The organism is Streptomyces sp. NPDC017936 (assembly GCF_044328485.1).
Classification (GTDB): domain Bacteria; phylum Actinomycetota; class Actinomycetes; order Streptomycetales; family Streptomycetaceae; genus Streptomyces.
On record NZ_JBIRHK010000002.1, the window covers coordinates 75,030 to 97,145 of the forward strand.

The 22,116-nt window shown below is 76.3% G+C and carries 19 protein-coding genes; 7 read left to right on the top strand and 12 right to left on the bottom strand.

Annotated features, from left to right (window positions below; all coding sequences use genetic code 11):
* The first annotated feature begins 8 nt into the window (after positions 1-8).
* Complete coding sequence (locus ACH4F6_RS03925) at positions 9-1,646, top strand: serine/threonine-protein kinase (protein ID WP_397958281.1); 1,638 nt, start codon at positions 9-11, stop codon at positions 1,644-1,646.
* Between the two features lie 259 nt (positions 1,647-1,905).
* On the opposite strand, the gene ACH4F6_RS03930 is transcribed toward ACH4F6_RS03925, so the two are convergent.
* The 4 genes from ACH4F6_RS03930 to ACH4F6_RS03945 form a co-directional block, all read right to left on the bottom strand.
* Positions 1,906-2,328: an acyl-CoA thioesterase gene (locus ACH4F6_RS03930; protein ID WP_397958775.1), complete on the bottom strand. Its 423-nt coding sequence runs from the start codon at positions 2,326-2,328 to the stop codon at positions 1,906-1,908.
* Between the two features lie 75 nt (positions 2,329-2,403).
* Complete coding sequence (locus tag ACH4F6_RS03935; RefSeq protein ID WP_397958282.1) at positions 2,404-3,033, bottom strand: hypothetical protein; 630 nt, start codon at positions 3,031-3,033, stop codon at positions 2,404-2,406.
* Between the two features lie 277 nt (positions 3,034-3,310).
* Entirely contained in the window at positions 3,311-3,916 is a 606-nt protein-coding gene (locus ACH4F6_RS03940; protein ID WP_397958283.1) for a histidine phosphatase family protein, read from the bottom strand.
* A 19-nt stretch (positions 3,917-3,935) separates the two neighbouring features.
* Positions 3,936-5,144 carry a pyridoxal phosphate-dependent aminotransferase gene (locus ACH4F6_RS03945; RefSeq protein ID WP_397958284.1) on the bottom strand — a complete coding sequence of 403 codons (1,209 nt, stop codon included), beginning with the start codon at positions 5,142-5,144 and terminating at the stop codon, positions 3,936-3,938.
* Between the two features lie 81 nt (positions 5,145-5,225).
* Here ACH4F6_RS03945 and ACH4F6_RS03950 point away from each other — a divergent pair, with 81 nt between their 5' ends.
* Complete coding sequence (locus tag ACH4F6_RS03950) at positions 5,226-5,855, top strand: winged helix-turn-helix transcriptional regulator (protein WP_397958285.1); 630 nt, start codon at positions 5,226-5,228, stop codon at positions 5,853-5,855.
* A gap of 256 nt (positions 5,856-6,111) precedes the next feature.
* Here the strand turns inward: ACH4F6_RS03950 and ACH4F6_RS03955 are convergent, their stop codons facing one another.
* From ACH4F6_RS03955 to ACH4F6_RS03965, 3 genes are read right to left on the bottom strand one after another with little or no spacing between them, the layout of a single operon-like run.
* Positions 6,112-6,918: a hypothetical protein gene (locus ACH4F6_RS03955; RefSeq protein WP_397958286.1), complete on the bottom strand. Its 807-nt coding sequence runs from the start codon at positions 6,916-6,918 to the stop codon at positions 6,112-6,114.
* Complete coding sequence (locus tag ACH4F6_RS03960; protein WP_397958287.1) at positions 6,918-8,180, bottom strand: VWA domain-containing protein; 1,263 nt, start codon at positions 8,178-8,180, stop codon at positions 6,918-6,920. The genes ACH4F6_RS03955 and ACH4F6_RS03960 overlap by 1 nt, the downstream gene beginning before the upstream one ends.
* A gap of 55 nt (positions 8,181-8,235) precedes the next feature.
* Positions 8,236-9,768 carry an IucA/IucC family protein gene (locus ACH4F6_RS03965; RefSeq protein ID WP_397958288.1) on the bottom strand — a complete coding sequence of 511 codons (1,533 nt, stop codon included), beginning with the start codon at positions 9,766-9,768 and terminating at the stop codon, positions 8,236-8,238.
* 74 nt (positions 9,769-9,842) lie between these two features.
* Here ACH4F6_RS03965 and ACH4F6_RS03970 point away from each other — a divergent pair, with 74 nt between their 5' ends.
* The 4 genes from ACH4F6_RS03970 (at position 9,843) to ACH4F6_RS03985 (ending at position 15,336) form a co-directional block, all read left to right on the top strand.
* Positions 9,843-11,405, top strand: coding sequence for an IucA/IucC family protein (locus ACH4F6_RS03970; protein WP_397958289.1), 1,563 nt, complete (start codon positions 9,843-9,845; stop codon positions 11,403-11,405).
* Positions 11,406-11,771: 366 nt separating this feature from the next.
* Positions 11,772-13,043, top strand: coding sequence for a lycopene cyclase family protein (locus ACH4F6_RS03975; protein WP_397958290.1), 1,272 nt, complete (start codon positions 11,772-11,774; stop codon positions 13,041-13,043).
* A complete protein-coding gene (locus ACH4F6_RS03980; protein ID WP_397958291.1) occupies positions 13,040-13,771 on the top strand; it encodes a methyltransferase domain-containing protein in 732 nt (243 codons plus the stop codon). The genes ACH4F6_RS03975 and ACH4F6_RS03980 overlap by 4 nt, the downstream gene beginning before the upstream one ends.
* A complete protein-coding gene (locus ACH4F6_RS03985; RefSeq protein ID WP_397958292.1) occupies positions 13,768-15,336 on the top strand; it encodes an FAD-dependent oxidoreductase in 1,569 nt (522 codons plus the stop codon). Before ACH4F6_RS03980 ends, ACH4F6_RS03985 begins: the two co-directional genes overlap by 4 nt.
* A 3-nt stretch (positions 15,337-15,339) precedes the next feature.
* Here the strand turns inward: ACH4F6_RS03985 and ACH4F6_RS03990 are convergent, their stop codons facing one another.
* From ACH4F6_RS03990 to ACH4F6_RS04005, 4 genes are read right to left on the bottom strand one after another with little or no spacing between them, the layout of a single operon-like run.
* Complete coding sequence (locus ACH4F6_RS03990) at positions 15,340-16,353, bottom strand: DUF5914 domain-containing protein (RefSeq protein WP_397958293.1); 1,014 nt, start codon at positions 16,351-16,353, stop codon at positions 15,340-15,342.
* Complete coding sequence (locus tag ACH4F6_RS03995; RefSeq protein ID WP_397958294.1) at positions 16,350-17,345, bottom strand: phytoene/squalene synthase family protein; 996 nt, start codon at positions 17,343-17,345, stop codon at positions 16,350-16,352. Before ACH4F6_RS03995 ends, ACH4F6_RS03990 begins: the two co-directional genes overlap by 4 nt.
* Complete coding sequence (locus ACH4F6_RS04000; protein ID WP_397958295.1) at positions 17,332-18,894, bottom strand: phytoene desaturase; 1,563 nt, start codon at positions 18,892-18,894, stop codon at positions 17,332-17,334. The genes ACH4F6_RS03995 and ACH4F6_RS04000 overlap by 14 nt, the downstream gene beginning before the upstream one ends.
* On the bottom strand, positions 18,891-20,033 hold the full coding sequence (locus tag ACH4F6_RS04005; RefSeq protein ID WP_397958296.1) for a polyprenyl synthetase family protein: 1,143 nt from the start codon (positions 20,031-20,033) through the stop codon (positions 18,891-18,893). Before ACH4F6_RS04005 ends, ACH4F6_RS04000 begins: the two co-directional genes overlap by 4 nt.
* A 546-nt stretch (positions 20,034-20,579) precedes the next feature.
* Between ACH4F6_RS04005 and ACH4F6_RS04010 the strand changes: the two genes are divergently transcribed.
* Positions 20,580-21,560, top strand: a complete 981-nt coding sequence (locus tag ACH4F6_RS04010) for an LLM class F420-dependent oxidoreductase (RefSeq protein WP_397958297.1) — start codon at positions 20,580-20,582, stop codon at positions 21,558-21,560.
* Between the two features lie 11 nt (positions 21,561-21,571).
* Here ACH4F6_RS04010 and ACH4F6_RS04015 read toward each other — a convergent pair whose 3' ends face one another.
* Positions 21,572-22,069: a MarR family winged helix-turn-helix transcriptional regulator gene (locus tag ACH4F6_RS04015; RefSeq protein WP_397958298.1), complete on the bottom strand. Its 498-nt coding sequence runs from the start codon at positions 22,067-22,069 to the stop codon at positions 21,572-21,574.
* Positions 22,070-22,116: the final 47 nt, after the last annotated feature.

Genomic DNA, 22,116 nt, shown 5'->3' on the forward strand with positions numbered 1-22,116 from the left:
GCGGGCCGATGAACAACGCGACAGAGGTGTTCCAGCCGTTGCAGGCGGACGATCCGCCCGTCGTGGCCGGTTACCGCCTCGTGGCCCGGCTCGGTGCGGGCGGCATGGGCCGGGTCTACTTGTCGTACACGCCGGGCGGCCGGCCGGTGGCGATCAAGGTGGTACGGCCGGAGCTGGCCGACGATCCGGCCTTCCGGCGGCGGTTCCGCCGGGAGGTGCAGGCGGCCCGGCGGGTCCGGGGCGCGTACACCGCCGAGCTGATCGACGCCGACGCGGACGGCGTACCGCCCTGGTCGGCCACGCTGTACGTGCCCGGGCCCTCCCTGACGGAGGCCGTCGCCCGGGGCGGCCCGCTGCCGGTGCCGGCGGTGCTGCGGCTGATCGCGGGGGTGGCCGAGGCACTGCAGGCCATCCACGGCGCGGGCATCGTGCACCGGGACCTGAAGCCGTCGAACGTGCTGCTGGCCGCCGACGGGCCACGGGTGATCGACTTCGGCATCTCGCTGGCCTCCGACCTCAGCTCCCACACCGCCACGGGCTCCACCGTCGGCACGCCCCACTTCATGGCTCCCGAGCAGGCGTCCGGAGGTGAGGTCACGGCGGCGACCGACGTCTTCGCGCTCGGCCAGACGGCGGCGTTCGCGGCGCTGGGCCGGCCGCTGTACGGGGACGGTTCCGCGGTGGGCGTGCTGTACCGGATCGTGCACGCGGAGCCCGACCTGTCCGGTCTGCCCGAGCAGCTCCGTCCGCTGATCGCCCGGTGCCTGGCCGCCGTCCCGGAGGAGCGGGCCACCCCGGCCGAGATCGTCGAACGGTGCCGGCAGCGGCTGGGCGCGGACGCGGGCGCGGGGCCGGCCGTCTGGCGGGAGGTCACGGGGCCGGAGGTGACGGTCCCGGCTCCGGTCCCCGACCCCACCCTGGTGCGTACGGCGCCGTCGACCGTCACGCGACCGCAGCCGACGGCGCCGGACGCGCGCCGGACGCGCGGACGGCGTGCCGCGCTGATCACGACCGCGGCCGTGACGGCGGGGGCGCTGGTCCTGACGGGCCTGACCTGGACGGTCACGGACGCGGGGGACCGCTTCCGCGACTGGGTCGCGGGCGCACCGTCGACGCCCGGTCCGGAGGAGTCCGCACGGTCGTCGACGGCGTCGCCCCCGCCGTCCGCGTCGGCTGCGGGGGCCGGTGGCGGGCGATCCGGGACCGACGGCGGGACACCGGGGGCGTCGCGGTCCTCCCCGGCCGCGTCCCGGTCACCGCAGACCGTCGCGCACCCCCTCCTGCAGCTGGACGCGAACACCTCGCTGAGCTTCGACGAGCCGGTCCAGCGCGAGGACCGCAAGGGGGACATCCGCTTCGGCTGCGAGGAGGCCGGCTGCGCCCTGGAGAGCGACACCAGCGTGTTCGTCCAGATGTTCGGCGAGCCGGGGACCACCCTCGACGACTGCCGTCTGTTCACCCGCTCCGCCGACAGCCACCGCCTGCCGCTGGCCGCGGCGGCGAACGGCAGCGAGATCTGCGTCAAGAACCCCGCCGGGGACATCGCGCTGCTCGTGCTCCAGACGAAGTCGACCGCGCTGCCGGAACTCGCCTTCCTGCAACTGGACATGACGGTCCGGCGGACGGCGGCCGGGGAACCGTCGTAGTCAACGGCGGTCGGGGACCCGACAGGGCTGCGCGACGGGCCGGTGACGAGGACCGTCCACCCGACGGCGCCGCCGGAGGCGGAGCACGAACCCACCCCGGTCGCCCGCGAGTCGCACGAGCCCCTGCGACGCCTCACCGACCGGGCCGAGCGCAACCGGGTCCACGTCGCCGCGTCGCGGGCGGCCCACGACACCGAGCACGCGCCGGAGCCGGCGGGCGCGTCGGCCGCGTCCCGCCGTCCCCGCGGTCCGAACGTCCCTACAGTCCGAACAGGCCGGGGTCCGTGGCCAGTTCCTTGAAGCGGTCCTGCGGGTTCGCCACCATCCGCCGCTCCTTGAGGTCCAGCAGCCCGCCGACCGCCGTCAGTTCGGCGGCCACCGTGCCGTCCGTCCTGCGGATGACCTGCTCGATGCGGAACGTCTTGCCGCCGCCCCACTCGAAGGCGCACGTCACGTCCACCTCGTCGCCGGCGAGCAGTTCGCGCCGGTAGCGGATGGTGGTCTCCAGGGCGACCGGTCCGATGCCCCGGCCGATCAGGCCGGCCTGGGTGATGCCCGCCGCCCGGAGCAGCGACCAGCGCGCGTGCTCGGCGTAGTTGATGTACACGCTCTGGTTCACGTGGCCCTGGACGTCGGTCTCGTAGCCGCGGACGGTGACCCGGACGGAGAACGGCTCGCTCATTGCTTCCTTCTTCTCGTCGACGGGAACCGATGCCATGGCCATCGATCCCTTCCTGCCCCGATCTTGGCACGTCCCTCACGCGCGGCGGGGGGAAGCCAGCAGATAGCGGTCCCTCCGGCGGGGATCGGTGTGCTCGCCGACCTGCCAGCCCGCCTTCTCCAGGGTCGCCGCGCAGGCCCGCAGCGTCCCGTCGTCCGGTCCGTGCACGGCGACGGCCTCCGGCTGCGGGGTCGCGCGCACCCGGTAGCCGTCGCCGTCCGGTCCGGCCGGGTGGTGCCCGGCGGCCTCCAGGGCGAGCGCGGCGGCCCGCACCAGATGCGTGCGCTCCCAGCCGCACGGCCGGTCCACGGCGCCGTCCGGGTTGGTCATCCGGCGCAGCTCGAGGAGCCCTTGCCAGGCGCTGCGCACCTCCCGCGCGCGGGACGGCCGGGTGTCCGGCCGTTCCTCGCCCCCGGTCCGCGCGGCGAACACGCCGGTGTCCGCCTCCGCCTCGGGGGCCCCGGCGGCGGCCGGTCCGGGCGCCGCCTCCCGTATGCGGTGCCCGGCCGGGGTCAGGAAGTGGTCGTGCGGCGGGCGCGGGTGCCGGAAGGCGAGTCCTCGCCCGACCAGCGCCGCGAGCTGTGCCTGCGTGCCCCTGAGGCGTCCGGTGGCGGGGTCGGCGGCGTCGATGACACGCCGCTGGGCGGCGGTCGGCGGTCGGGTCACGGCGTGCTCCTTCCCGGCGGTCCGGATCGGGTCGTCCCACCGCTTCGAAGGCTACGACGGGGGTCTGACAACTCCGGCCCGGCCGGACCCCGGGCGGGGGAAGCCGCCAGGAGCGTCACGCCGCCCGGCCGCGACGCCCTCGTGGGCCGTCGTGCCGCCGGGACCGTCACGGCCTCGGGGCCGTCGTACCGACAGGGGCGGCGGGCCCTCGGCGGGCGGCGGGCCGTGGGGGCCCGCGCGCCGCCAGGTCGCCGGGACCGCCGCGCCGCAGGGGGCGTCAGCCTTCCGGCCGGATGTTCCACCCGGCGATCACCGGCCGTCCGTGCTCCGTGCCCAGCCGGCACACCGTCCCGGTCGCCAGCTGGAACAGGGCGCCCGCGGCCGGCGGCAGCCCGAGCCGGCGTGCCGTGAGGACCCGCAGGAAGTGCCCGTGCGCCACCAGCACCACGCACCCCTCGGTGTTGGCGAGCGCCGCGTCCACCTTGGCCAGCATCCGGTCGGCCCGCTCGCCGACCTGCTCCGGCGTCTCCCCGGGATGCTCCGGCGGCCCCGGCGCCACCCCGTCCGTGAACAGGAACCAGCCCGGCCGCTCACGCTGGATCTCGACGGTGGTCACGCCCTCGTACCCGCCGTAGTCCCACTCCCGCAGGTCGGCGTCGACCCGTGTCCCGTGCGTCCCGAGCCCGATCAGGTCAGCCGTCTCCCGGGCCCGCTGCAGCGGGCTGACGAACGCGGCCCCGATCCGGTGCGAACGGATCAGCGGCACCAGCCGCCGCGCCTCGTCCCGGCCGTGCTCGGTGAGCGGGACGTCCGTGGATCCGGTGTGCCGGCCGGAGCGCGACCACTCGGTCTCGCCGTGCCGGACGAGGAAAAGATCACCCATGGTCCCAGGCTACGAGAGGTCACTGGCGGTACCCGCCCAGGAAGCGCCCGATCCGCCCGATCGCCGCCTCCAGGTCCTCCGCGTGCGGAAGGGTGAGGATGCGGAAGTGGTCCGGCGCGGGCCAGTTGAAGCCGGTGCCCTGGACCACCTGGATCTTCTCCCGCAGCAGCAGGTCCAGGACGAACTTCTCGTCGTCGTGGATCGGGTGCACCTCGGGGTCGATCCTCGGGAACGCGTACAGCGCGCCCTTGGGCTTCACGCACGACACGCCCGGGATCTCGTTGAGCTTCTCCCAGGCCACGTTCCGCTGCTCGTGGAGCCTGCCGCCCGGCGCGGTGAGGTCGCGGACGGACTGGCGGCCGCCGAGCGCGGCCTGGATGGCGTACTGGGCGGGCGCGTTGGCGCACAGCCGCATGGAGGCCAGCATGGTGAGGCCCTCCAGGTAGTCCCTGGCGTGCTGCTTGGGCCCGGTGACGACCAGCCAGCCCGAGCGGAAGCCCGCCACGCGGTACGTCTTCGACAGACCGCAGAAGGTCAGGACCACCAGGTCCGGCGCGAGCGCGGCGGCCGAGTGGTGCACGGCGTCGTCGTAGAGGATCTGGTCGTAGATCTCGTCGGCGAAGACCATCAGGCCGTGCCGGCGGGCGAGGTCGAGGATGCCCTCGACGATCTCCTTCGGGTAGACGGCCCCGGTGGGGTTGTTCGGGTTGATGATCACGACCGCCTTCGTGCGGTCGGTGATCTTCGACGCCATGTCGTCCAGGTCCGGGTACCAGTCGGCCTGTTCGTCGCAGAGGTAGTGCACCGCCTTGCCGCCGGCGAGCGTGGTGACGGCCGTCCACAGCGGGAAGTCCGGGGCGGGGATCAGGATCTCGTCGCCGTCCTCCACCAGGGCCTGTACGGCCATGGAGACCAGCTCGGAGACGCCGTTGCCGAGGAAGACGTCGTCGACGTCGACCTCCAGGCCCCGGTCCTGGTAGCGCTGGGCCACGGCGCGGCGGGCGGAGAGGACGCCGCGCGAGTCGGTGTAGCCGTGCGCCTTCGGCAGCATCCGGATCATGTCCTGGAGGATCTCCTCCGGCGCCTCGAAGCCGAAGAGGGCCGGGTTGCCGGTGTTCAGGCGCAGCACGCTGTGGCCCGCCTCCTCCAGCGCGTTGGCGTGCTCGATCACCGGGCCGCGGATCTCGTAACAGACCTCGCTGAGCTTGTTCGACTGCCGGAACTCCATGCGTCCCTCCGGTATCTGGTGGTGCTTGGTTTTACCAAGTTCCAGCTTGGAAAGTCCAACGACATGTCTAGACTGCCTCGCATGTCTCGTCGCCGAAGCTACGACCAGTACTGTTCCGCCGCCCGCGCGCTCGACGTCGTCGGCGACCGCTGGACCCTGCTGATCGTCCGGGAGTTGCTCGCCGGGCCGCGCCGCTACACGGACCTGCACGCCGACCTGCCGGGCGTCAGCACGGACGTACTCGCCTCGCGGCTGAAGGACATGGAGCGCGACGGGCTCGCCACCCGCCGACGGCTGCCCCCGCCCGGCGCGGCCTCCGTGTACGAGGTCACGGACCGCGGGCGGGAGCTGCTGCCCGTCCTCCAGGCGCTCGGGGAGTGGGGGCAGGCGGAGCTGGGGGAGCGGCGGCCCACCGACGCCGTCCGCGCGCACTGGTTCGCGCTGCCCCTGCTGCGCGCCCTCGAGGGCGAGGAGGGACTCGTCGAAGTCCGGCTGGACGAGGGCGTCTTCCACCTCTTCGTGGGCGCGGGGGACGGGCCCGTGTACGGCGACGGGGCCGCCCCGGCGGAGCCCGACGCACGGCTCGCCCTGGACGTCGCCACCTGTACCGCGCTGGCGCAGGGCGAGTGGGGGCTGCGGGACGCGGTGCGGGCCGGGCGGATCGACGTGACCGGCGACGGCACGCTCGCCAAGGCGCTGCGGGAGGCGTGAGGCCCGGGGCCGCGGGGCGGGGAACCGCGGGGCCGCGGGGCGGGGAACCGCGGGGCCGCGGGGGGCGGGTGGCCCCGGGAGGTGTGAGGCTGCCGGAGGCGGGGGCCGCGGCAGCCGCGGGGCGCGGGAACCGCGGGCGGCCGCGGGAGGCGCCGGGCGTGGAGGGGCGAGAAGGCCCACCGCGTCACCGCGGTGGGCCTTCCGACGGACCGTCGGAAGCCGTGAGCCGTCACGGTCTCCCGGCGAGGGGCCGGTGTCAGGCGCCCGGCGGCACCCGGGACGGCCGTCCCGCCCCGCGCGTCAGCGCGTATCCGCCGATCCCGGCGAGCGCGGCCAGCACACCGCCCACCGCCGTCCACACCCAGCGGTCCGACCACCAGCCGGACGACCAGCCGTCGTCCGGCTCGATGCTCGACAGCACGGCGGAAGCCGAGTCCTCGTCGTCCTCCTCGGTCGCCGACGCGACCGCGACGCCCGGCACCAGCGGCTCGGCGAGCGAGCCGTCCACCGCCGCCGACCCGCCGATGTCCTTGGAGGTCACCCGCAGTTCGGCCGCCACCGGCAGACCGAGGTCCGCCGTCTTCAGGCCGACGGCCGTGAGGCGCACGTAGTACGTGCCCGGCAGCGGGTCGTCGGCCCACGGCTCCGACCAGGCGCGGACCGTGCGCAGCACGCAGGCCAGCTCGACCGAGGCGGCGCCCGCGGCGGCGGTGCGCGTCTGGGCGCCGTACTGGCAGGCCTGCCGGCGGCGCAGGCCGTCGTACACGTCGACCTGCCAGGTCTGCCCGGTGTGTTCCTGCGGCAGCTTCACCTTCGCCGTGACGGTCGGGCGCTGCAGGGCGTCGGCCGGGAACGACCAGTACAGGTAGTCGCCGGCCGAGCCGCTCGCGGTGGCCGTCTGCCCCTGGTCGACCTCCGTCGCCGTACGGAACGACGTGCCCGCCTCGGTCGGCGCGGAGCCGTCACCCGACGGGCTCGCGGAGGGGGTCGAGTCGGCGGCGGCCGGGCCGGCCGCCACCCCGAGCGCCAGCAGGGCCGCGCCCATCACCCGTGTGATCCGCATCAGTTGGTCCTCCAGACCGCGACACGCCAGCGCGACAGCCAGCCCCACACCAGACCCGCGAGGAAGCCGGCCAGCACCAGGGCGCCGAGCAGCCACCAGCCGCGGCCGAGACCGAAGGAGGCCACGTCGCTCGCCTGCGACGGGCCGTCGACGACGTCCACGGTCAGCTCCAGCGGCATGCCGGGCGTGGTCTTCACGCCGGCGGCCGCCGAGAAGGAGTGGGTCACCTGGAGGCACACCGTCTCGGCCGGCGCCCCGTCGTCGTCGCTCTCCGCCTTCGGGTAGCGCAGACCGGTCGAGATGACGTCCGTACGGCCGAGGCCCGCCGCCTCGCCGCGCACGATCTCCCGGTCGTGCACGGTGACCGCCCGCAGCAGCACCCCGTAGTCGGGGTTCACGGTCCGGTCCGCCGACACGCTCACCGAGGCGCGCAGCTCCTGGCCCGGGTCGACGTCGACCCGGTACCAGCGCTCCTGGCCGAACTCCTCGCGGTCGGTGTACAGACCCGACTTCAGCGTCGGCGCCTTCGCGCAGGAGTCCGCGCCCTGCGTGGCGACCGGGGTCACCACCGGGTCGGCGGCGCGGTCCACCAACTGGTTGACCTTGTCGGTGAGTTCGTCGGCGTGCTCCACCGAGGTGTACGTGCCGCCCGTGGCCTCGGCGATGCAGCTGAGCTGCTGGCGCATCTTGGTGTTGGGCACCAGGCCGAGGGTGTCGATGGTCAGGCCGATGCCCTTGGCCGCGATCTCCCGGGCCACCTCGCACGGGTCGAGCGGTGCGCAGGTGTCCTCGCCGTCGCTGATCAGCACGATGCGCTTGGAGCCGGTGCCGCCCTCGAGGTCGTCGGCCGCCTTCAGCAGCGCCGGGCCGATCGGCGTCCAGCCGGTCGGCGACAGGGTCGCCACCGCCGTCTTGGCCTCCGTGCGGTCCAGCGGGCCGACCGGGTAGAGCTGCGCGGTGTCCTTGCAGCCGGTCTTCCGGTCGTCCCCGGGGTAGTTCGCGCCGAGGGTGCGGATGCCGAGGAGGACGGTTTCGGGCGTGGCGTCCAGCACCTCGTTGAACGCCTGCTTGGCCGCGGCCATCCGCGTCCCGCCGTCGATGTCCTTCGTCCGCATCGAGCCGCTGACGTCGAGGACCAGGTCGACCTTCGGCGCGCTGGCTGTGGTCTCGTCGGCGACCGCCCCGGACGGGAACGCGATCCCGGCCGCGAGCGCGGCGAGCAGGGCGCACGCACCCGCCGCCAGCCGTTGTGTTCTGATCATCGGCGGATCCTATTGATCAGAGGTGTCCCGCCACAAAGCGGGGTCCCACCGCTCGTCATCCCGCTTCGGACACCAGGGGGTTGGGCAGTTCCGTCCACCGGTCACCGGCGCCCCCGGGCGACAGGCGCATCAGCGTCAGCGCCTTCACCGGCAGCGGCTCCTCGCACAGCGCCGTCAGGTCCGCCGTGCCCGGCACCTCCCGTACGGCCGCCTCCAACGCCGCCCGCAGCCCCTCCCGGCTCCCCGTGAGGCCCGCCAGCGCGCCCGCCACCAGCGAACCGAACAGCTTGCGCCGCAGCGCCCGCACGTCGTCGGTGAGGATCCGCTCCGGCAGCCGCGGCCGCGGCAGACCGTGCCGGGCCAGCCGGGCCGGGCTGACCCGGATGTCGGCGAGATCCCGGTAGACCAGCCGCAGCGGGTCCCCCGAGGCCGACAGCACGACCAGCAGGTTCTGCCCGTGCGCCTCCAGCGCCACGCCCAGCTCCAGCAGCCGCAGCCCGGCGGTGAGCGCGAGCCGCGCGAACCGCGCCGGCCAGCCGGCCGACGCGGGCAGTCCGGTGGCGGCGAGGGCGGCCACCGGGACGACGTGCTCACCCGGCCCCGCGTGGACGGCGGGCGACTCGCGCACCACGGCCGCGAGGTCGGGGGAGCGGGCGGTGACCGCGCCCAGCGTGCGGGTCGTGCGCAGCAGGCCGTCCGTGTGGTCCGCCAGCGCCTCCCCGAACGCCGACAGGGCCGCGGAGGAGGTGACCGACCCGACGGAGATGTCCCGCACCGAGGACGTCAGCCGGGCGCTCACCGCGGTCTTCACGTGCGGCCCGCCGGGCAGCGCGAGCGTGCGCAGCGACATCAGCGGATGCGCCGCGAGCCCCTCCTCGCACGACCGCTTCAGCACGTGCCGCGCCTGCCACGGGTGCACCGGGATCACCAGCCGCCCGGCGTCCCGCAGCGCGGACGGCCACACCCCCGAGACCAGGCACTCGCCGGCCGGCACCGGCAGCAGCCCCAGCCGCACCGCGGGCGGCCGGTGCTCCGGCGCGTACGCCAGCTGCTCGGCCACCGAGAAGCCCGGCCGGGAACGGCAGTTGGGATGGTACGGGTGCCCGTCGACCACCCGCTGCTCCCACTCCCAGTCGTGCGCGGGCCACTCGTCCGGGTGATCGCCGGCCGGTTCCTGCCCGGCCCGGGACAGCGCCAACGACGCCGTGCTGTGGTCGAGTTCGGCGGCGAAGCCCTCACCGTGCGGCACCGCGAGGTCCGTCATCAGCCGCGCGGGATCGTCGTGCACCCGTCCGGCGCCGGCCGCCCCGTCCAGCCGCACGGCGCCCACGTACGCGTCGGTCGCGTACGGGTCGGGCCGCGGGCCGTGCAGGCGGCGGCCGTCGGCCAGGTGCAGCGTCAGGCCCTCCCGGCCCGGCTCGCGGCGCGTGATCCAGGGCAGCGGCTCGTGGGCGAGCGCCCGCCACAGCCGGGTCAGCACGGCCGCGCGGGCGCCGGGCAGGGCGGCCGCGAACCGCGGGCCGAGCGCGGGGCGCACGGTGGCGAGCTCGGCGGCCAGCTCGGCCGCGGCGGCGGGGGGACGGTGCACGGGCGGGCTCCTCGGGTGCGCACGGGTCGTCGTGGGGGGCCGCGACGACCGCGATACTGATCGTCTCCGCCCGAATGAACCGTAGGGAACGAGGACGACGCGTGGACCTCATCCCCCCGCCCGCCGGGGCCGTGGCGCCGACCGACCGCACCGTGCCCGGGGGCGTCGACGGCCTCGCCGACGCCCACGCGGCCGCGCCGCTGCTGAACTGCCTGCTGCGGGAGGTGGCCGAACCGCTGCCGGAGCGGGGCGGGCGGCCCGTGTACCGGCTGCCCTCCGGCCGCCCGCTGCGCGTCAGCGGCGTCCGCCGCCCCGCCGAGCCGGAGGTGCGCACGGCCGGCGCCTGGCACCGCCTCGACCACCGCGGTCTGGTCGCCCTGGTCGCCGAGGAACTGCGCCGGCACACCGGCCTCGCCAACCACGAGCTCCCCGCCGAGATGCTCGCGAGCAGGGACGCGGTGGCCGCCCTGCTCACCGCACGCGCGCGTGCCGTCCCGCCGGACGACCCGTACCTGCGCTCCGAGCAGTCCCTCGTCACCGGCCATCCCCACCACCCCGCCCCCAAGGCGCGCGGCGACGGCCCCGCCGCCGGCTGGCTGCCGTACGCCCCGGAGGCGCACGCCCGCTTCCCGCTCGTCCTCCTCGGCCTGCGCGCGGACCTGGCCGTCGAGGAGGGCGACACCTCCGCGCTGGACGCCCTCGGCGAGGCCCCGGCCGGCTACCGGCTGCTGCCCGCCCACCCCTGGCAGCTCGACCTGGCGCGCCGCGCCCTCGCGCCGGCCTTCGCGGACGGGCGCCTGGTCCGGCTCGGCGCCACCGCGTTCGAGGCCTGGCCCACGGCCGCCGTGCGCACGGTGTACGCCCCCGAACGGGACCTGTTCCTGAAGTTCAGCCTCGACGTGCGCATCACCAACGACATCCGCCGGCTGTGGCGCCACGACCTGCTGAGGCTCCGCCGGACCGACGCGGCGGTCACGCGCGCCTTCGCACGGGCCGGCGGCCGCGCCGCCTGGCTCGGCGACCGCGGCTGGCGGACCGCCGCGTTCGCCTTCGAGGAGCTGGCCGTCGTGGTCCGCGACGGCCTGCGCGGCCACCTCCTGCCCGGCGCCACCCCGCTGCTCGCCGCGAGCCTCGTGGAGGGCCGCCCCGACGGGTCGGCCGGCCCCCTGTCCGGCGTGGCGGACCCGGCGGCCTGGTGGGAGGCGTACCTCGCCGCCGTCGTGCCGCCGGCGCTGGCGGCCTTCGCCGGCCACGGCGTCGTCCTGGAGGCCCACCTCCAGAACACGCTGGTCGCCGTGGACGCCGGCGGCACGCCGGTGCAGGCCCTGTTCCGGGACGCGGAGGGCGTCAAGCTGCTGCCGGACGTGCCCCGCGCCGCCGGCTGGGAGCGGCTCGTGTACTGCCTGGTCGTCAACCACCTCGCCGAGGTCGCCGCCGCCCTGGCCGAACGGCGCCCCGGCTGGGACCCGTGGCCCGCCGTCCGCCGCGAGCTGGCCCGCCACGACCTCCCCGAGGCCCGCGCCCTGCTCACCGCGCCCACGCTGCCCGGCAAGACGAACCTCCTGCTGCGCTGGACCGGTGCGGACGGCGCCGACGCCCGCTACCTGCCCCTGCCCAACCCCCTGGCCCGCCCCTGAACCACCCCGCCCGGGCCGAGACACGGCCGGGGAGCCCGCACCCCCGGAGAGGCGGCACCGGATCGCCCCGGCGCACGGCGCACTGTGCGCGGTGCGGAAGGACGACGGCCACCGGCACACCTGCGCACGCACGTGTGCACGCACGCCGCGCGCCTCCGGGGGCGTCCCGCCCCGCGGCCCCCGGGCGGTGCAGGGCCCCCGGGTGACGGCCCGCGCTCGTGAACCGGGGGCACGATCCGCCGGCGTGACCCGCGGACCGTCCGGCCGACACGGCGTCGACCGGACCGGGCGCATCCATGACCGCCCGGCGCCCGGAAGAGATGCTGAAGACAGCAGACTCGTCGACCTCGTGGGCCCGGAGTGAGCATGGACATCGGCGGTGCGCGGACCGGACACGTCCGCCGTCGGACGGCGGGCGCGGCGAACCGGCGCCCCGCACACCCCGCCACCGACCCCGAGGTGGTCGTCCTCGGCGGCGGCGCGGCCGGCCTCGGCCTCGCCCACCGGCTGACGGAGACCGGCTCCACCACGGTGACCGTCGTGGAACCGCCCGACGGCCCGGCACGCCCGCCCGAGCGCACCTGGTGCTACTGGGAACGGGGCGCCGGCGACTTCGACGAGGCGGTCACCGCCTCCTGGTCCCGGCTGCGCGTCCACGGCGCCGACGGCGAGGAGATCACCGTCGACCCGGCGCCGCTGCGCTACCGCATGCTGCGCTCCACGGCCTTCGAACGGCTGGTGCACTCCCGGCTGGCCGCGTCCCCCGGCGGGCGGATCCTGCGCGCGACGGCGGACACGGTGCGCGACGTGCCCGGCGGAGCGGAGGTCCGCTGCACGACGCCGGACGGACGGACGCTGACGCTGCGCGCCCGCCACGTGTTCGACTCCCGCCCGCTGCCCGCGCTGCCCCCGGCCCGGACCCACCTGGTGCAGCACTTCCGCGGCTGGTTCGTGCGCACGGACACGGACCGCTTCGATCCCGCGGTCGCCGACCTGATGGACTTCCGGGTGCCGCAGCCGGACCACGGGCTCGCCTTCGGCTACGTCCTGCCGCTGGCCCCCGACCGGGCGCTCGTGGAGTACACCCGGTTCTCCCGGACGCCGCTGACCACCGCCGCCTACGAGGCGGCGCTCGCCCACTACAGCCGCGAGATCCTGCGCCTCGGCGCGTTCACCGTGGAAGCCGCGGAGCAGGGCGCGATCCCCATGACCGACGCGCGCTTCCCCCGGCGGGCCGGCCCCGCCGTCTTCCGCATCGGGACGGCGGGCGGCGCCACCCGCCCGGCCACCGGCTACACCTTCGCCGCCGCGCAGCGGCAGAGCAGGGCCATCGCCGCCGCCCTGCGGGACGGGCGGGGCACGGTGCCCGCACCCCACGGGCGGCGGGCCCTGGCCATGGACGCCGTCCTGCTGCGGGCCCTGGACACCGGACGTGTCGACGGCCCCGACTTCTTCACCCGCCTGTTCCGGCACACGCCCCCGGAACGCCTGCTGCGCTTCCTCGACGGCGCCACCTCGCCCCGGGAGGAGTGGGGCATCGGACGGCGCACCCCCGTCGGGCCCATGCTGCGCACCGCGATCGAACTCCCCTTCCTGCCCCGCCGCCCCGCCCCAGCCATCGGAGAGAACCCCTCATGACCCTGCTGCGCGACCACGAACTGGCACGCGCCTTCGACCACGCCTCGCACACCTACGACCGCCTCACGGCCCTCAACCCCGGCTACCGCACCGACCTGCTCCGCTCGGCCCGCCGGCTGCGGCTGCCCGCCGACGGAGCCGGACTGCACGTCCTCGACCTCGGCTGCGGCACCGGCGCCTCCACCCGGGCCCTGCTGCGGGCCGTGCCACGCGCCAGGATCACCGCCGTCGACGCCTCCGCGGGCATGCTGCGGCGTGCCCGGGCCAAACGGTGGCCCGCGCAGGTGCGCTTCCTGCACCGGACCGCCGAGGACGCGGCCACGGCCGGCGACGGCCCGTACGACGCGGTGTTCGCCGCCTACCTGCTGCGCAACGTCACCGACCCGGACCGGCTCCTCGCGGCCGTCCGGGGCCTGCTGCGGCCGGGCGGACGCCTCGCCGTCCACGAGTACAGCCTCAGCGGCTCGCCGGTGCACCGCGCCCTGTGGACGGCCGTCTGCCGGGGGATCGTCGTCCCGGCGGGCACGCTCGGCGGCGACCGCGCCCTGTACCACCACCTGTGGCGCAGCGTCCTCGCCTTCGACACCGCCCCCGCCTTCACCGGCCGCCTCGCGCGCGCGGGCTTCACCGGGGTGCGGGCCGTCCCCGTCGCCGGCTGGCAGACCGGCATCGTGCACACCTTCCTCGCCTCCAACGGCGCCGTCGCCGCGGGGGAGGGAGCCCGGTGAACGCCCGCGCGCGCACGGCGCACCGGCGGGGCCGCGACCGCAAGGCCGAGGTGGTGGTGCCCGCGCCGGGCCGGGACCGGTTCGGGCGGGCGGACGCGCCGCGCGTCGCCGTCGTCGGCGGCGGGATCGCCGGTCTCGCCGCGGCCACCCTGCTGGCCGAACGCGGCGCCCGCGTGACCCTCTACGAGGCGCAGGACACGCTCGGCGGCCGCCTCGCCGGCCACCGCACCCGCCTGGCCGACGGCTCCGTGGTGACCATGAGCCGCGGATTCCACGCCTTCTTCCGCCAGTACTACAACCTGCGCGGCCTGCTGCGGCGGACCGACCCCGGCCTCGAACGGCTCACCCCGCTCCCCGACTACCCCCTGCGGCACAGCGGCGGCCTGACCGACAGCTTCGCCCGGGTGCCGCGGACCCCGCCGTTCAGCGCGCTCGGATTCGTCGCCCTGAGCCCCACCTTCGGCTGGCGGGACCTGGCGGCCATGGACGCCCGGGCGGCGCTCCCGCTGCTCGACGTCCGGGTGCCCGAGGTCTACGCACGCCACGACGGCGTCAGCGCCGCCCGTTTCCTGGAACGCGTCCGCTTCCCCGAGGCCGCCCACCACCTGGCGTTCGAGGTCTTCTCGCGCAGCTTCTTCGCCGACCCGCGCGAACTGTCCGCCGCGGAACTGCTGCTGATGTTCCACATCTACTTCCTCGGTTCCGCCGAGGGCCTGCTCTTCGACGTGCCGAACGACCCCTTCCCGCAGGCGCTCTGGGAGCCGCTCGGCGACTACCTCCGGCGTCACGGCACGGTCGTGCGCACCGGCACCCCCGTGCACGGCGTCCGTCCGCACGACGGCACGGGAGCGGAGGTGCGCACCGACGCCGGCGCGGACCGCCACGACGCGGCCGTGCTCGCCCTCGACCCCGGGGCCCTGCGCGAGGTCGTCGCCGCGTCGCCCGGCCTGGGCACCGCCGCCTGGCGCGAGGACGTCGCCGCCCTGCGCACCGCCCCGCCGTTCCTCGTCTCCCGGCTCTGGCTGGACCGCCCGGTCCGCGCCGACCGCGCCGGATTCCTCGGCACCAGCGGGTACGGCGGACTGGACAACGTCAGCGTCCTGGAGCGCTATGAGGGCGAGGCCGCCCGCTGGGCCGCCCGCCACCACGGCTCGGTGGTGGAACTGCACGCCTACGCCGTCGACCCCGGCGCGCGCCGGCGGGAGGTGCAGGACATGCTCGTCGACCGGCTGCACCAGGTGTACCCGGAGACGAGCCGGGCGCGCGTGGTCGACGCCCGGCACGAATGGCGGGCGGACTGCCCGCTGTTCCCGGTCGGCTCCCACCACCGGCGCCCCGGGGTGCGCACGCCCCACCCGCGGATCACCCTGGCCGGCGACGCGATCCGCTGCGACCTCCCGGTCGCCCTCATGGAACGCGCCGCCACCACCGGCTTCCTGGCGGCCGGGGCCCTGCTCGCCGCGTGGGGCGTCCGCGGCCAGGTGCTGTGGACGGTCCCCCGGGCCGGCCGCAGCGCCGTACTGCGGGCACTCGGCGCCCTCGCGGGACGCCGCGCGCACCCTTAGCGCTCAGCCGGGGAACCGTCCGGTGCTGCGCAGCGCCCAGCGGCGTTCGGCGTAGGCGAGGTCGTCGCGCCACAGGCGTCCCGCCGTACGCCGCATCAGCGGGCGCAGCACCGGGGCGGCGGCCCGGGCCACCGCGAAGCCGCGCCGGTCCGACGTGGCGACGACCGCCTCGACCACGGCGGTCCGGGGCTGCCGCGACGCCTCACCGGTCAGCGGCGTGGCGTGCGTCTCCACCACGGACGTCACCCCCTCGCCGTCGGTGATGCGCATGACGACCGTGCGCGGCTCCGGAGCGGTGAACTCGGCCCGCACCGGCACCACCAGACGCCTCGTCGCCCGGAAGGAGACGTCGACGACGAAGGCGTCGTCGTCCTCGCCGCGCGGCTCCCGCGCCACCGTCAGGTCGACGAACGAGTACGGGTGGAACCACGAGCCGTGCCACGGGTCGAGCCGGTTGGCGACGACGTCCTGCGGCTCGCACCGCCCCACCGCCGTGAACACGGCGTCCACCCCGCTGCCCGCCGCCGGACGCGCCGGCACCACGGGGCGCTCCGAGGGCGCCTCGCCGCCGACCGCGTCCAGCCGCACCCACACCAGGACCCCGTCGTCGTGGACGGGGTACGGACTCCAGCCGGCGGCCGGCGCGTCGCCGTCCAGCGCCAGCCCGTGCCAGTGGCACACCAGCGTGCCGCACACCACCCGGCTCTCGCGCAGGGGGGCGCCGAGGTGCGGGCAGGCGCCCGGACCCGCGCGCAGTTCCCCGTCCCCCGAGCGCCACAGCACGACCTCGACGCCGCCCACGGTCCTGCCGTACGGGCGCGTGCCGGTGCGGACGTCCCGGGAGGCGCCGACGACGAACCAGTTGCCGGAGGGACGCGCGACGGCCCGCTTCAGGGCGTCGGCGACGAGCGCCGGCCGCGCCTGCCGCCAGGTCGGCTCCTGCGCCGCCCACCGGGGGCCGCGGCGCCGCCGCCGCAGCGGCGGTGTCCAGCGCGCCCCGTCCGCACGTCCGCTCACCGTCCGGCTCCCTTCGGTTCGAGCGCCGCGCCGTCCGGGACGGGATCGGCGGGCAGACGGCGGGCACGCCACCGGGCGGCCACGACCTGCGCGACTCCGGCCGCCGCCGTGGCCGCCCGCCGGCCGCGGGGGACCACCGCGCGGCGGTGCAGCACCGCGTAGTCGTCGTGCGCGATCGCGTCGAGGATGCCGCCGTACAGCAGGAACGCGGTGCGGATGCAGGGCCGCACCCGCGGGTCGAGCATGGCGACGCCCGGCTCCGCCGCGCGGTACACGTCCCTGGTCATGGCCTCGGCGGCGACGAGCGCCGCGCGGATCCGCGGGTCGCGGCGTCCGGTGCGGCGGCTCCACTCCAGCAGGGGCCGGTCCACGCCGTGGGCGGCGAGCAGGTCCGCGGGGAGGTAGATCCGGCCGCGGTCCAGGTCCTCGCCCACGTCCCGCAGGAAGTTGGTGAGCTGGAAGGCCACCCCGAGGGCCGCCGCGCACGGCGCCGCCTCCGCGCGGGGCACGACCGTCCCGAGGACCGGCAGCATCTGCAGGCCGATCACCGCCGCCGAACCGTGCATGTAGGCCCGCAGGTCGGCGTAGGTCGGATAGTCGGTGACGGTCAGGTCGGCGCGCATCGAGGCCAGGAAGTCGGCGAACAGCGCGGGCTCGATGCCGTACCGGTCGGCGGTGTCGGCCACGGCGCGGACCACGGGTTCCTCCCCGCCGCCCGTGCGCAGCCCGTGCGCGAGGTCGTCCTCCAGGCGTTTCAGCAGCCGGTCGCGCTCGCCGGGCGCGCCGCGCCGGCCGAGGTCGTCGACGATGTCGTCCGCCCAGCGGGCGAAGCCGTACAGGGCGTGCACGGCCGAGCGGCGTTCCAGGGGCAGCAGCCGGGTGGCCAGGAAGTAGGTCCGGCCGTGGCGGGCGTTGAGCCGCCGGCACAGGGCGTAGGCGGCGCGCAGCGCGGGATCGGTGATCCGGGCGGCGTCCAGTTCACGACGGGTCATCGGCACCTGCCCCGGCCGGGGTGGACGCGGCACGGGCGGCGGCCGGCGCCGGCCGCCGGCGGGGGGCGCGGCCGCCGGTGATCCGGGCGGCGGCGAGTTTGCCGCTGATGAGCACCGTCGGGACGCCGACGCCCGGGGTGGTCCCGCAGCCGGCCAGCACGGCGTTCTCCAGCCCCCGGACCAGGTTGCGGGGGCGGAAGGGCCCGGTCTGGGCGAACGTGTGGGAGACCGAGAAGGGGGTGCCCGCCGCGTGACCTCGTGCCGCCCAGTCCAGCGGGGTCACCAGCAACTCGGTCTCGACGCTGTCCGCGAACCCGTCGAGGCCCCGCCGTTCCAGCTCGGCGACGAGGCGGTCGCGGTAGCGGGGGCCCAGGTCCCGCCAGGCGGCCGCGGACGGCCCGACGGTGGTGTTCGGACAGGGGGCCAGGACGTAGTGCAGGTGGCGGCCCGGCGGCGCCAGGGTGGTGTCGTGGGCCGTCGGGCGGGTGATCAGCAGCGACGGGTCGCTCATCAGCGCCCCCGTGCGGGTCAGCTCGTCGAACGTGTCCTCCCAGGCCGTCCCGAAGGACAGGGTGTGGTGCGCGAGGGCGGGCCAGGTGCGGTCGGTGCCGGCGTGCAGGACCACCGCCGACGGCGAGTGGCGCAGCGGCACGGGGCGCCGGGGGGCCCGCCCCAGGAGCCGGTGGGCGGCCGGCAGGTCGCACGTCAGCACGACCGCGTCGCAGGCGATCCGCTCGCCCGACGCCAGCCGTACGGCCCGCACCCGGCCGGCCGAGCGCTCCAGCGCGCTCACCTCGGCCGACCAGCGCAGCTCGGCGCCGGCGCCGGACGCCGCGTCCGCCATGGCGCGGGGCAGCGCGTGCATCCCGCCCTTGGGGAACCAGACGCCGGCCACCGTGTCCATGTAGGCGATCACCGCGTAGGCCGCGAGGGCCCGGGCGGGGGCGACCCCGGCGTACAGGGCCTGGAAGGAGAAGACACGGCGCAGGCGCGGGTCGGAGAGGAAGCGGCCGATGCGGTCGTCGAGCCGACCGAAGCCGCCCAGCGCCGCCAGCCGCGCCAGGTCCGGGTGCAGCAGCTGCAGGGGCGAGTCGAAGTTGGCGTCGATGAAGCGGCGCATCTGCGCCCGGTACAGCCGCTCCAGCCAGCTGCGCAGCTCGCGGTAGCCCGCGGCCTGGGCCGGACCGGCGAAGCGCCGCACCTCCGCCTCCATCGCCTCGCCGTCGGTGTGCACGTCGAGCGAGGTGCCGTCCGCGAAGCACGCCCGGTAGGCGGGGTGCAGGGCCACCAGCTCGACGCGCCGGGCGAGGCTGTCGCCGACGGCCGCGAACGCCTCGTCGGCCAGGTGCGGCATGGTCAGGACCGTGGGACCGGTGTCCAGCCGGTAGCCGCCGAGCCGGACCGTGCCGGCCCGGCCGCCCGGACCGTCGTCCCGTTCGACGACCGTGACCCGGCGGCCGGCGCCCAGCAGGTGGAGGGCACAGGCGAGACCGGACAGGCCGGCGCCGACCACGACGACATGGTCGGTCGGCCCGGCCACCGTCCTCACGCGTCCTCCTTCGCGCGGTCCGCGCGGACGCCCGACGCCCGTTCGACGAGCGAGGCGAACTCCCGCCGTACGGCGGGAGCCGCGCCGGTCCGCGCGAAGTGCCGCACGCTGCCGGCGGCCAGCTCAGCGATCTTCGACTCGACCAGCGGGCGGGCCCCGGTCCGCTCCAGGGCCGCCCGCATCCGCTCCACGGCGTCGTCCGACCGGGGGGCGGCGCCGGGGGAGAGCGCCGCGACGGCCTCCTCGTCCCCGGAGGCGCCGGCGAGCCGCAGGGCGACGGCGAGCAGGTAGGTGAGCTTGCGGGTCCGCAGGTCGTCGCCGACGGGTTTGCCGGTCAGCGCCGGTTCGCCGAAGACCCCGAGGAGGTCGTCGCGGAGCTGGAAGGCCAGCCCCGCGCACCGGCCGGCGCGGCGCAGCGCGGCGGTCGTGCACGCGTCGGCGCCGGCCAGCGACGCGCCCAGGGCCAGGGGCCGCTCGACCGTGTACAGGGCGCTCTTCAGCGTGGCGATGGCCAGCGCCTCGTCGACGCCGGACGCGCCGGTCGCCTGCGCGTGGATGTCGCGGTACTGTCCGGCGACCATCTCGCCGCGCATCGCCCGCCACTCCTGGTACAGCCGCGGGCCGTGCGGCGAGCCGAGCGCCGTCTCCGTCAGCAGGTCGTCCGCCCACGCCAGGGCCAGGTCGCCGGCCAGCACCGCGACGGAGGTCGCGAACGACCGCGGTGAGCCGGTCATCCCCGCGGCCCGGTGCATCCGGGCCAGGTCCACGTGCATCGCCGGCCCGCCCCTGCGCAGCGCGGACCCGTCCATGACGTCGTCGTGCGTCAGGGCACAGGCCTGGACGAGCTCCAGGGCGGCTCCGGTGCGCAGGACGGCCGTGGCGTCGCCCGAGCCGCCCGCGGCCCGCCATCCGCACCACGCGAACGCGGTGCGCAGTCGCTTGCCGCCGCGCCGGACGAAGGCGGTGACGCGGCCGGCCACGTCGCGGGCGAACACCGGGTCCACCTCACGGGCCCGCGACAGCTGTGCGTCGAGGACCTCCTCGAGCACCGTCTCGACGGCCCTGTCGGCGCCGGGAGCGGTGAGCGGCTGGTCGACGAGTTCGGCCGGTTCGGCCACCGCCGGCCTCGATCCAGGCATGCGCAACCCTTTCTCCCTCTCGGACACCTGTACACCGGTGCTTCCGCGGAACCGCTCGGTGCGGATGCGCTGATTCCTGCCCGGCGGCGGGGGTTTCCGGCGCACCGTTCACTCCTGTGCGCCACGGCGGGTGCGCCCGACGGCGCCGTGTCACCGCGGGCGCGCGCTCGTCGGCGGCCTTCCGCGGGCCCGGTGGGGCGCCCGGGCCACCGGGCGAAGCGCGGACCGCGCCGCCCGGCGCAGCCGGACGAGGCGCTCTGCCCGGCCGGGCGGCGGGTGAGGGTCCGAGGGGGGACCCCGGCCGGCGCGCGTGCCTCCGGGCGGAAGGGGCGCGGGGACGACCCCGGCGGGGACGGCGCGCACCCCGCCGGACGTGCGGCGGGCCACCGTGGCGCAGCACGTCCGGGTCGTCGGCGCCGTCCGCCCCGGCGACCGTGCCGAGCGTCGTGCGGGACGGTCTTGACGTGATCGGGGAGGGCCCATAGTTTGATGTTTTGCGAACCATCGAATTCACTTGCCCGACACGTCAGTTGCCGAGGAGAGACGTTGGACCGCTACGGAGTGACGATCCCGCTCGGCACCGTCCCGCTGTCCGAGCTCCGGCCGGTCCTGGAGGAGTTGCCCGACCTCGGCTACACCGACGCCTGGACCGGCGAGGCCGCCGGGTACGACGGGTTCACCCCGCTCGCGCTCGCCGCCGCCTGGGCGCCGGGGCTACGGCTGGGCACGGGGGTGGTGCCGGTGCAGACGCGCGGCCCCGCGCTGCTCGCCATGACCGTCGCCACGCTCGCCGAGGCCGCGCCCGGCCGGGTCGTCGTCGGCGTCGGCTCCTCCGGCCCCCCGTTCGTCACCCGCATCAACGGCATCCCCTTCGAACGGCCGTACCGCCGGGTGCAGGACACCGTGCGCTTCCTGCGGGCCGCGCTGGCGGGAGAGTTCGTCTCCGGGCGCTTCGACTCCTACGACATCGAGGGGTTCCGGCTCGCCTCCGCGCCCCGGCCCGCGCCCCCGGTGATGATCGGCGCCCTCGGACCGCGGATGCTGCGGCTGGCCGGACGCGAGACGGACGGGCTCGTCACCAACTTCCTCACGGTGGACGACGTGCCACGCGTGATCGACGCGATGGGACCCGAGGGCAAGGCCAAGGAGGTCGTGGCGCGGCTCTTCGTCTGCCCCACCCGGGACACCGCGTACGCCCGCGAGCAGGGCCGCGCGATGCTGGCCGGGATCCTCAACGCCCGCACCTACTCCGCGTTCCACGACTGGCTCGGCCGGGGCGACGAGCTCGCCGCCACGCACCGCGCCTGGGCGGCGGGCGACTTCCGGGGCGCCGGAGCGGCCGTACCGGAGTGGCTGGTGGACGAACTCCTCGTCCACGGCGACCCGCAGGAGTGCAGGGAACACATCGCGCGCTACCGGGACGCCGGGGTGACCACGCCGCTGCTCGCCGTCGTCCCCGCCCCCGAGTTCGGCGCCGGACCCGAGGGCATGGCCCGCGCGCTGCGGGCGCTGGCGCCCCGCTCCTGAGCCGGCCCGGCTCACTTCACGTCGAGGATCTTCGCCACCAGCCGGGCCAGGGTCTTGCGCTCGGCCGGGGTGAGGGCCTGGAACGCGTGGTCCAGGAGCTGCGGCACGCCGCTCTCCACCTCGGCGAGCGCCACCAGACCCTCCGGGGTCAGCGTGATCGCGTTGGCCCGGCGGTCCTTGGGGTGCCGCTCGCGGCGGACGAGCCCCGAGTCCTCCAGGCCGTCGATGCAGCCCACCATGACACTGCGGTCGATGCGCAGCTGCTCGCTCAGCTCCTGTTGCGAACACGGGCCCACATCGCTCAGCATCTTCAGCACCAGGTGCTGGGCCGCCGTGACGTTGTACTCCGTGAACTCGGCGTCGACGGCCCGCGCCACGACCGTGGTGGCCCGGCACAGGGCGATGTCCGGACGCGCCATGGCCAGTGTGGCGAAGTACCGCTGGCGGGCGGTGTCCTCGACATCCCGGCTCGGTGAGGTGCGGCGGGTACGCGGCGGGTTGGTGGTCATCGGCTCCCTCGTCCCTAGCACATCCTGGACGCCGTAGGACGAGCCAA